Genomic DNA, 9,256 nt, shown 5'->3' on the forward strand with positions numbered 1-9,256 from the left:
ACTGTATAAATACACAGTATAAGGTTTAACTTAAATCACACCAAGAACTATCCGAACCTGGCGTGATTTTTAGTGCAGCAATCCGTCTTTAAGCTTGCGAGATTTCCGAATCGATCACGGCTGGCTTTGCCGACTGTATGTCGCGGGTATTTTTCTGTACGGCGATGGCGCCAAACAGGGCAAGCGCAAAAGACATGCCGTAGAACCCCTTTTCGCTCGGCGCCAGGCTGGCGTTGAACAAACCGATGGCAAGCAAGAGGACGGCCAGCAATACCGAAACCCAGCACAGACCATAATAAATCCCTGTCACAGGAATCCCTTCGACCCGGTCACGCACGCTCTTTTGCACGGAAATGGCGGCAAACAAGCCATACACCAGCACCGTGAAATAGTAGCCACGCTCGTTAAGTTGCATGGTGGCGTTGAACAGGCCGGCCAGGAAAGCGATAAAACCCGCGAGTAAAGCCACCCAAGAAGCGGCAACGAAAGCGAAAGACGGTTGTTGTGACGAATTGGCCATGTTCAGATCCCCTATGACTGTGAGTTAGAAAATTATTTTGAATCGGATGCGGATTGACGCTGCTTAATTCGGTAACGCACTCAGCTTTGGTTCCGGCACCACGGTCAGTGTCGTTGCGGGGTCGATTTTTTTAAGAAACTGCGTCATCGACACCACGGTCACAATATCAATCTTGTCGGCAAACCGTCGTTCGTTCGGATGGTCGTCGAAAGCAACATTGGCACGAAACATGCGCCCGCCCAGGCGGGTCATTGGTCCAAGGTTAAGCGTGGTCGGTTCATACCCCATCAACTTCAGCCATTGCTGTGCTTTTTCCCGGCTGTCTATCTCGATATTGTCAGCGTACATTTTGGTGAGCAATTCCAGCACCCATTGATTAGAGTTTTCGTAACGAGTGGCAAATGGATAGGCCAGCATATTGTAATGCGGCGTAAACAGCTCCAGATATTTGGAAGGGTCAGCCAGGTTGACCAGGATTTTGCGTTGTGCCTCTGGCGAAGGAATGATCAACAGCGATTCATAACTGAAAAGATCGTCGAGGAAGAAATTTGCCAACCCTTCTTTCCAAATCGCTGAATCCGCAGTTCCGCAGGCATTGAGCAAATGCATGGTGCGCCATTGGCCCGATGCTGGATCTTTGAGCACAAAGGCGATATGCGAATAGCGCAGACCGTATTTTGAGAGATCCTGGCCGACCCTCGCCACCAGAGCCACTTGAGGCTGGGCTTTATCCAACGCCGCTGAAAGATCGTTGGCGCTGCTGAATGCCATACGTACAGAATCAGGGCGTGGCGGCGCATCGGAACAGGTTTGTCCGGCACGGGCCACACCATGCAGAGCAATGGCCAGCATCAGGAAGCACGAAATTCGACGTAGCATGTCCAACCTCTTCATTTTGACAATTTGGATTGATAAAGCAGTTCCTTGCCTACTGCATTTGGCACAAATGCGAGGATTTTTCCCGATGCAACCAGCGTATATCCGGTCGATTCAGCCACCACTTTAATGCCGCTGCCTACCGAAAGCCCGACCTCGTGCGCCACGGAAGCAGAAGCCTTGAGTACCGCTTTGCTACCGTCGACAGTATTCTGGATGATGACTTCTATTGCGTTTCCAACGACGGTTCCGACTCCTACAACGACGAATGACGCCCCGACCACAAAATAAGTACTGGCAACCAGCGGCCCTCCTTCAATTGAACCTAGCGGCGATGCAGCGATGCTGACGCCGCCGGCACTGATTTCCTGGCTGCCGTTTGCGGCGTATGCAGTCGAACTTAATGCGGCTAGCGAAGCTACCGCCAGTACAGAAATGCGCAAATTTCTCAGATTCATGATGTCCCTAGCTTGTTGATGGAAATAAATTGCCAAAGCCGCAATTCGGCCAGCAATAATACATGTCATTTTTAACAATGAACATTGCTACATGGAATAATTTAATCAAACAAAACCAACATGCCGGTATTGCAGCACATTGCAAAATCCTGAAACCCGTCAGCCGGCGGAAACCGGCAACGGACGAACATAGGTTCGGAATACAAGGTCCCACAAAGGTGAGGTGACGCCAAAATTCTTTTCAAATCCCTTCAAATGATGCATCTCATGATTGCGTACCAGGCTGTCAATCATCCGGCCAAGCCACGATAACGGACGATGCATCGCATAATGCAGCGCCATATAGGCGAAATATCCAAACATGAAACCTGCATAGACGGACGTCAGTTTTAACCACCATGCCGGCAACAGTAATAAGGTATAAGCCAAGCCAACTTGAATTCCGGAGATGCCGATATAGGCTGTGGCGTTAACGTGATGAGCCCAATGGTCGCGCCGGAAACGCTTATGAAATAAAAACCGGTGAACCCCGTATTCTGCGAACGACCATGCCAATACTCCGAGAATGATTTGCCATGGCGAGACGGGAGCCAGCCATATCGCCAAGCCAAACAGAACCGGGGCGATCAGGAAATCAACATGATATTCAAGTGCTGAAAGCTGCCATTTTTTTGATAAAGCCATCATTTCCTTTTTTTATTTTCGGTTTGTCAATTTAATAAGGAATTGATATTTACGCAACCATTTATTCAGTAGAATTGCACTAATCGCTTCAGGCACACGTCCATTGACATTGAATTAGAAGAACGGAAGAAAACAGGTGACGCCGTCAGGCAGGTCGCGTTACGGCAAGCATCAGCGCTACGCTCATCCAAGCCTTTTCAAGGAGAGGTCGACGAATCAGAGGGAATACGAAGGAAATACATTACACACATCAGAAAACCACTTACCGGCAACAAAGGCACTGGCGAATTAACCAGCACCTCGATCCGCCGGACCGGGGGGATCCGAAAATAGGCGTTTCGAAGTAAAAAACAGGCAGGAAGATGTCAGTTCGGCTTGCGGAACTCGTTAGCCACCCAGGTGCTGGCGCTGCTCTGGCTCAGCTTGAATGTGGCCGCGACCTTGACCTGCGCCAGTTGTTCACGGTCTTCATCGTGGGCAGTCAGTACGGCGTACGGGAAATCGTCGTCAGGAATGATGTCGAGCGTAACGCTGATCGTTGCAGCGCCGTCGCTGACGACAATGGTCTTGTGCAGCATCGCGTGCAATTGCTGCTCGTGGCGGCGTACGAATTCGGTGGCGGTCTTGACCAGCGTGATGAACGCGGAAGGATCGAGCGGCTTGGGATTTTTCTTGTCGCGGCCCATGGTCCAGGGGCCGATCAGCGCCGGTTCACGCTCGCCATCCTTGATCATCGCCACGGCCCAGCCGTCATCGTCATCGTTCTTCATGATGCGCGCGGTCCAGCCGTCGTCGCACCACAGGCGCGGTTCCTGGATTTTCTGGCCGGCGTCGCCGGTGGCGTCATCTGATTCTTCGAGGGGTGCTGCGGAGTTATCTGTCATTGCGGAGTGGTGTCTGGTAGCTCAAGGCCTGAAAACGGCGCAAGAAAAATGCGGGAACCCGAATTGTATAACAAACCCGCCTGCGCTCACGCACGCCGGTATTGCTTGCGGTAGGCCGCTGGTGATATCGAAAACGCGGCGGTAAAATGCTGGCGTAGCGACACAGTGGAACCAAAGCCGACCATTTCGGCGATCCGGTCGACCGCCTTGTCGGAAGTTTCCAGCAGGCGCTGCGCCGAGGCCAGGCGATGGTTGAGCAGCCATTGCGAGACGGTGGCGCCGGTTTTCATTTTGAAGCGCCGGGTGAAATTACGCCGGCTCATCGCCGCCCTGGAGGCCAGCACATCCAGACACAGCGGCTGTTCCAGATGCTCGATCGCCCAATCCAGGGTGACGGTGAGCTGGTCGGCGCCGCCGGTTTGCGGCAGCGGCTGTTCGATATATTGCGCCTGGCCGCCATCCCTGTGCGGCGCCACTACCATGCGGCGGGCGATACGGTTGGCGACATCGGCGCCATGATCGCGCCGCAACAAGTGCAGGCAGCAATCGATCGCGGCGGCGGTGCCAGCCGAAGTCAGGATATCGCCATCGTCCACATACAAGACCTTTTGGTCCAGCCTGACCTTGGGGTATTTGCGGGCGAAGTCCTCGCCCCAGACCCAGTGCGTGGAAGCGCTACGGCCATCCAGCAGGCCTGCTTCGGCCAGGACGAACGCGCCCAGGCACAAGCCGACGACGCGCGCGCCTCGCGCGTGCGCGCTGCGCAAGGCTTGCAGCAAGAGCTCCGGCGGCCGTTCGTCCGGATCGCGCCAGGCCGGTATGATCACCGTATCTGCCTGCGCCAGCACTGATAAATCATGCTCCACTTCAATATTAAATCCCGACATGGTGGCAACCAAACCAGTCTCCGCAGCGCAAATCAACAAGCGATAACGCGGCACGCCGAGCCGGGCCAGGTCGTCGCCGAACACCATGCAAGGCACGGACAGATGGAACGGGCTGATGCCTTCGAAGACGACCACGGCTACGGTATGCGCGTGTTCGGAGGCGGGAACGGGAGAAATGGGGACTGGATTTGACATGGCCCGATCTTATCACATTATGTCTATCAGGCCACTTTCGCCATGGTCGCCGGCCGCCGATACTTCGTCCTGTTCCGGCGTCCGTCGTAGTTTCCACTACGGCGGGCCCGAACGAAAGCAACGGTGAGCGATGGGCGTTCATCGGGCCAACATAGTAATCGGGAGCATCGAGATGAACCATCCAACTATCCGCACCATGGCAGGCGCCACCGCAGCGGCCAAAATCGACGCCGGCAGCACGGCTTTGCTGGTGATCGATTTCCAGAATGAATACTTCAACGGCAAGATGCCGATCCCGGACGGCATGGCAGCTCTGCAAAATGCCCGGCGCCTGATCGCCTTTGCCGATCAGGCAAAGCTGCCGGTGTTCCATGTCCAGCACGTCAGCCCTGCCGGCGCGCCAGTGTTTGCCGAAGACGGCGCCAGCGTTGGATTTCATCCGGAACTGCAACCAGCCAGCCATCACAGCGTGGTGCAAAAATCTTCCGTCAGCGTGTTTCCGACCAGCGATATCGACAACCGCCTGAAAGCGGCCGGCATCAAGACCTTGATCATCAGCGGCCTGATGACGCACGCCTGCGTGGCCGGAGCCGCTCGCGATGCCGTACCGCTCGGCTATGCCGTGATCGTGGCGGATGACGCTTGCGCGACGCGGGATCTGGACACCGCAGGCGGCGTGCTGCCACATGCCATGCTGCACCGGGCGGCGCTGGCCTCGATTGCCGACACCTTCGGCGACATCATGACCACGAAACAAATCCTGCAATTACCCCTGACTCAATAAAACCTGACGCAGTAAAACCTGAAAGCACAACGATGACAACCTTATCCAAAAACTGCCTGTTGCTGGCTTCACTCCTGTTCTCAAGCCAGCTGTTTGCCGCCACCGCCGCCGAAGGCGGTACGCATGCAAAACATGCGAGCAAGCTGGTTTCCTTGCCTGCAGCCGATTTGAAGTGGGTAGAAATTCCCGGCACAGGCGGCATTAAATACGCCAATGTGCGCGGCAACCTGACCGGCAAAGGCCCGTATGAGGCTTTTGTGATCTTCCCGGCGGGTAAAGACAATCCATTCCACACCCATTCGCAAAACCTGCCTACCGTGGTGTTGAAGGGGACTTTCTATGCGGTGATCGATGGCAAGCGTGTGGAATATCCGGCCGGTTCTTTCTACAATCTGCCGGCCAAGCTGTCCCATTACAGCGGTTGCAATAAAGGCGAAGACTGTCTGCTGTTCCAGTACCAGGCCGATCACTTCGATCTGCTGCCGCAAACGCCCAAACCATAGGCCGCTTACACTCTTGCCACGAGACGCCACTCGGCGGATTGCTGGCAGGACTGAACGTCCTAACGGCTATTTGCAGCAAGCGTTCGCTTGTCTAATCGCCAAGGTAGGCGCTGCGATGCAATTGATAAATGAAGCTGCCGGCGCCGCCCAAGGGCTCAGCCACCTTGGCGATCTGTTTCATGCCGGCTTTCTCCAATACGCGCTGCGACGCCAGGTGGGTTTCCCTGACCAGCGCCCATATTTCCTCGGCATCAAGGGTGCGAAAGCCGAAGTCCAGCGCCTTCCGCGACAACTCCGTCGCCAATCCCTGCCCCCACACCTGGGTGGAAAAACGATAGCCCAGGTTGATTTTTTCCAGTTCACCGAACTGCCTGTAGCTGAGGCCGCCAAAGCCGATGACGGTCTCTGGCGCCTCCCTGAAACTGATCGCCCACAGGCCGAAGCCATGCTGCTCCCATTGCAAAAGCCAGCGTTCCATCGTGCCCTCTGCTTCCGACACGGTTTTGCAGGGTGGTGCAGGATTGAAGATGTTGGTGGCCGGATCGCCATAAATGCTGAACAGAGCCGCGATATCCTGGCCACCAGGGCGGCGCAAAAGCAGTCGCCGGGAATGAAGAATGACTGGCAAATTTGATGGCATACTGTGTAAACGGAAAAAGCAGATACGCTCTATCATAATGCTTTATGTACTACATCAGCCATCACCGAAAGGCGAAATAAAATGAAAAACTGGATGCGGGCCAACAAGGGATTCCTGATGTTCCTTTTGCTTTTCGGGATTTTCCGTACCGCAGTGGCTGACTGGAATCCGATTCCGTCCGGCTCCATGCGCCCCAACCTGCTGGAAGGCGATGTGGTCTTCGTAAACCGGCTGGCGTTCAACTTGAAAGTCCCGCTGACCAATATCGTCCTTGGCCATCTGGGCGAGCCTAAACGCGGCGATATCGTTACCTTCTTTTCACCGCTGGATGAAACCCGGCTGATCAAGCGCGTCATCGCCCTGCCCGGCGATACGGTGGAAATGCGCAATGAAAAGATGATCATCAACGGCCAGGAAGCCAGCTATGCCGCATTGGGCACGGCGCCGGAACCGATGGGTCAGGGTTCTATCGTTGCCCTGCGTCTGAACGAGAAGATGGGCGCCGAGCAGCATAGGATCCAGGTCCTGCCCGAGGTCGACGCCAATCGCAATTTCGGTCCGGTCACGGTACCGCAGGATCACTACCTGATGCTGGGCGATAATCGCGACAATAGCGGCGACTACCGGCATTTCGGCTTTGTGCCGCGCGAGTTGCTGATCGGCCGGGCCGAGCGTATCCTGGTGTCTGCCGATATCAAGGGCAACCGGATGCCGCGCACCGAACGTTTCGGCATGGCCTTGCAATAACGCTCAGGCAGCCGATTTCTTGATGCGGCTGCCTGTCGTCTGCAGCCGTTTTTCAATCAGCTCCGACATGCCCTGTGCGGCAATCGACAGAGAACGCTCTTTCTTTTTCACGATCAGGATCGGCCGTACCACGTCAGGCGCATCAACCGGAATGCTGACCAGATTCATTTTACGGAACTGGAACAGGGTCAGCTCCGGCACGATGCTGACGCCCAGCCCGGCTTCGATCAAGCCGGCCACAGTCGCCAGATGCTCCACTTCCAGACCCGAATTCATCACCGGTATGCCGCGCAGCAGCAACTCCACATGCTGGCGCACGCTGGTGGAACGGGCCAGGTGGATCAACTCGCAGCCGCTGAGATCGGCTACCCGGATTCGGCGCTTGCCGGCCAGCGGATGATCCTCTCTGCACACCAGATAAAAGGGATCGCTGCACAAGGTCTTGGTGTCGAATTCAATCAGGCCGGAACCGGGCGCAGTCAATGCGATATCGACTTTACCCTGACGCAGCAAGGCCAGGCACTGGTCCGACAAGGCGTCGAACAATTGCACGGTGATGCCCGGATAAGCCTGCTTGTATTCGGCGATCACCGCCGGCAAGCCATGCGCCGCCAGCGACGGCAAGGCCGCGATCGCCACCCTGCCCTTGCGCCGCGCGACGTAATCGCTCATGTCCGCAAACGCCGATTCGATATCAGTGACCAGCGCGCGCGCCACCTCGGCGAACAGCTCGCCTTCCGCCGTCAGGGTGACGTTGCGGGTGTCGCGCTCGAACAGTTTGGCGCCAACCGTCTCTTCCAGTTTCTGGATCATCACGCTGAAGGCCGATTGCGACATGAAGCAGCGCTCGGCGGCGTGGGTGAAGTGCTTGCACTCCTGCAGCGCCAGGAAGGCGTGCAGCGAACGGGTGGAGATGTTCAGTTTCATGACGCAGTCCATTCATCTGTTTTTCCGATCAATCCATCGGAAAAAGCCATTTTACAGTACAAAGCCGGACGGCCAGAATGTCTGTAGCCACAAAAACAATAACAACATTTAGAGGCTGTTGCAGAATTAAAGTGACCTCGAAAAACGCCGTCATCCTCGCGAACGCGGGGATCCATTCTAGAGCGTAAAGGCTGAGCGCCCCCTGGATTCCCGCGTTCGCGGGAATGACCGGGTCGCGCCAGACCGGGTCGCGCAAGGCTCGGTCGGAAATGACCTGGTGGGGTTGTTCGAGGTCACTTTAATTCTGCAACAGCCTCCTATAAAAATATCTACAGGATAGGAGACAGACAACATGCTGGCACTGCTCGGCTTCATTACCATTTTTACGCTGCTGGCGGCGATTCTGACCAAGAAAATGTCGCCGCTGGTAGCCTTGATCGCTATTCCTATCATCGCTTCCCTGGTCGGCGGCTTCGGCCTCGAGACCTCCACCTTTATCGTCTCAGGCATCACCAAGATTGCGCCGGTGGCCGGCATGTTCGTGTTTGCGATCCTGTTCTTCGGCATCGTCACCGATGCCGGCATGCTGGACCCGATCATCTCCGGTATCCTGCGCGTCGTCGGTAGCCGTCCCAGCCGCATCGTGCCCGGCACCGCGCTACTGGCGCTACTGATCCACCTCGACGGCTCCGGCGCCGTCACTTTCCTGGTGACGATTCCAGCCATGCTGCCGCTGTACCAGCGGCTGGGCATCGACAAGCGGATATTGGCCTGCGTGGCGTCGCTCGCAGCCGGCGTCAATTTCCTGCCGTGGACCGGCCCCATGATCCGCGCCTCGGCCGCCTTGCATATTCCGGTCAGCGAGATTTTCATGCCCCTGATTCCGGTACAGATAGTCGGCCTGGTATTCGTCTTTTCGATTGCCTGGTGGCTGGGCTTGAAAGAAGAACGCCGGCTTGGTCTGACCAAAGGCGCAGCCATCGGCTTCGTGCACACCCGTGAACTGTCGGATGACGAAAAGAAAATCCGCCGGCCACGAAATTTCTGGATCAATATCGTGCTGACCGTGTTTGTACTCGGCGTCATGATCAGCGGAAAAATCGATCCGGTGGTGATGTTCATGATCGGCGTGGTGCTGGCGCTGATGATCA

Annotated in this window: 12 protein-coding genes; 4 read left to right on the top strand and 8 right to left on the bottom strand. The window is 56.0% G+C overall.

From position 1 onward, the window contains the following. Nucleotides 1-88 precede the first annotated feature (88 nt). The 6 genes from yiaA to ABI171_RS02370 all read right to left on the bottom strand — a co-directional run bounded on the left by yiaA (nt 89) and on the right by ABI171_RS02370 (nt 4,504). Nucleotides 89-520, bottom strand: a complete 432-nt coding sequence (gene yiaA, locus ABI171_RS02345; protein ID WP_348091013.1) for an inner membrane protein YiaA — start codon at nt 518-520, stop codon at nt 89-91. Nucleotides 521-583: 63 nt separating this feature from the next. Next, entirely contained in the window at nt 584-1,399 is an 816-nt protein-coding gene (locus tag ABI171_RS02350) for a DUF2145 domain-containing protein (RefSeq protein WP_348091014.1), read from the bottom strand. Nucleotides 1,400-1,410: 11 nt separating this feature from the next. Next, nucleotides 1,411-1,932, bottom strand: coding sequence for a hypothetical protein (locus ABI171_RS02355; RefSeq protein WP_348091015.1), 522 nt, complete (start codon nt 1,930-1,932; stop codon nt 1,411-1,413). Nucleotides 1,933-2,013: 81 nt separating this feature from the next. Next, entirely contained in the window at nt 2,014-2,541 is a 528-nt protein-coding gene (locus ABI171_RS02360; RefSeq protein WP_348091016.1) for a sterol desaturase family protein, read from the bottom strand. Between the two features lie 362 nt (nt 2,542-2,903). Further along, a complete protein-coding gene (locus tag ABI171_RS02365; RefSeq protein ID WP_348091017.1) occupies nt 2,904-3,422 on the bottom strand; it encodes a hypothetical protein in 519 nt (172 codons plus the stop codon). An 86-nt stretch (nt 3,423-3,508) separates the two neighbouring features. Further along, nucleotides 3,509-4,504, bottom strand: coding sequence for a helix-turn-helix domain-containing protein (locus ABI171_RS02370; protein WP_348091018.1), 996 nt, complete (start codon nt 4,502-4,504; stop codon nt 3,509-3,511). A gap of 172 nt (nt 4,505-4,676) precedes the next feature. Here ABI171_RS02370 and ABI171_RS02375 point away from each other — a divergent pair, with 172 nt between their 5' ends. Together ABI171_RS02375 and ABI171_RS02380 are read left to right on the top strand one after the other, a co-directional pair. Then, complete coding sequence (locus ABI171_RS02375) at nt 4,677-5,288, top strand: isochorismatase family protein (RefSeq protein ID WP_348091019.1); 612 nt, start codon at nt 4,677-4,679, stop codon at nt 5,286-5,288. 32 nt (nt 5,289-5,320) lie between these two features. Next, nucleotides 5,321-5,791, top strand: coding sequence for a cupin domain-containing protein (locus tag ABI171_RS02380; protein WP_348091020.1), 471 nt, complete (start codon nt 5,321-5,323; stop codon nt 5,789-5,791). 91 nt (nt 5,792-5,882) lie between these two features. On the opposite strand, the gene ABI171_RS02385 is transcribed toward ABI171_RS02380, so the two are convergent. Further along, complete coding sequence (locus tag ABI171_RS02385) at nt 5,883-6,386, bottom strand: GNAT family N-acetyltransferase (RefSeq protein ID WP_348091021.1); 504 nt, start codon at nt 6,384-6,386, stop codon at nt 5,883-5,885. Between the two features lie 126 nt (nt 6,387-6,512). Between ABI171_RS02385 and lepB the strand changes: the two genes are divergently transcribed. Continuing rightward, nucleotides 6,513-7,178 (top strand): signal peptidase I, encoded by a 666-nt coding sequence (gene lepB / locus ABI171_RS02390; protein ID WP_348091022.1) that lies wholly within the window; start codon nt 6,513-6,515, stop codon nt 7,176-7,178. 3 nt (nt 7,179-7,181) lie between these two features. On the opposite strand, the gene ABI171_RS02395 is transcribed toward lepB, so the two are convergent. Then, the gene (locus ABI171_RS02395; protein WP_348091023.1) at nt 7,182-8,105 is read right to left on the bottom strand and encodes a LysR substrate-binding domain-containing protein; all 924 of its coding nucleotides are present in this window, start codon (nt 8,103-8,105) and stop codon (nt 7,182-7,184) included. Nucleotides 8,106-8,457: 352 nt separating this feature from the next. Between ABI171_RS02395 and ABI171_RS02400 the strand changes: the two genes are divergently transcribed. Further along, on the top strand, nt 8,458-9,256 hold a 799-nt coding region (locus ABI171_RS02400), incomplete at its 3' end, for an SLC13 family permease (RefSeq protein WP_348091024.1).

Origin of the sequence: Collimonas sp., from assembly GCF_039923675.1 — a bacterium.
In the GTDB taxonomy this organism is placed as follows: domain Bacteria; phylum Pseudomonadota; class Gammaproteobacteria; order Burkholderiales; family Burkholderiaceae_D; genus Collimonas.

Bases quoted from the DNA above. Each gene is read 5' to 3' on its own strand.
- lepB (WP_348091022.1), top strand. From the start codon at position 6,513: ATGAAAAACTGGATGCGGGCCAACAAGGGATTCCTGATGTTCCTTTTG.
- ABI171_RS02365 (WP_348091017.1), bottom strand. From the start codon at position 3,422: ATGACAGATAACTCCGCAGCACCCCTCGAAGAATCAGATGACGCCACC.
- yiaA (WP_348091013.1), bottom strand. From the start codon at position 520: ATGGCCAATTCGTCACAACAACCGTCTTTCGCTTTCGTTGCCGCTTCT.
- ABI171_RS02375 (WP_348091019.1), top strand. From the start codon at position 4,677: ATGAACCATCCAACTATCCGCACCATGGCAGGCGCCACCGCAGCGGCC.
- ABI171_RS02395 (WP_348091023.1), bottom strand. From the start codon at position 8,105: ATGAAACTGAACATCTCCACCCGTTCGCTGCACGCCTTCCTGGCGCTG.
- ABI171_RS02370 (WP_348091018.1), bottom strand. From the start codon at position 4,504: ATGTCAAATCCAGTCCCCATTTCTCCCGTTCCCGCCTCCGAACACGCG.
- ABI171_RS02360 (WP_348091016.1), bottom strand. From the start codon at position 2,541: ATGATGGCTTTATCAAAAAAATGGCAGCTTTCAGCACTTGAATATCAT.
- ABI171_RS02350 (WP_348091014.1), bottom strand. From the start codon at position 1,399: ATGCTACGTCGAATTTCGTGCTTCCTGATGCTGGCCATTGCTCTGCAT.
- ABI171_RS02380 (WP_348091020.1), top strand. From the start codon at position 5,321: ATGACAACCTTATCCAAAAACTGCCTGTTGCTGGCTTCACTCCTGTTC.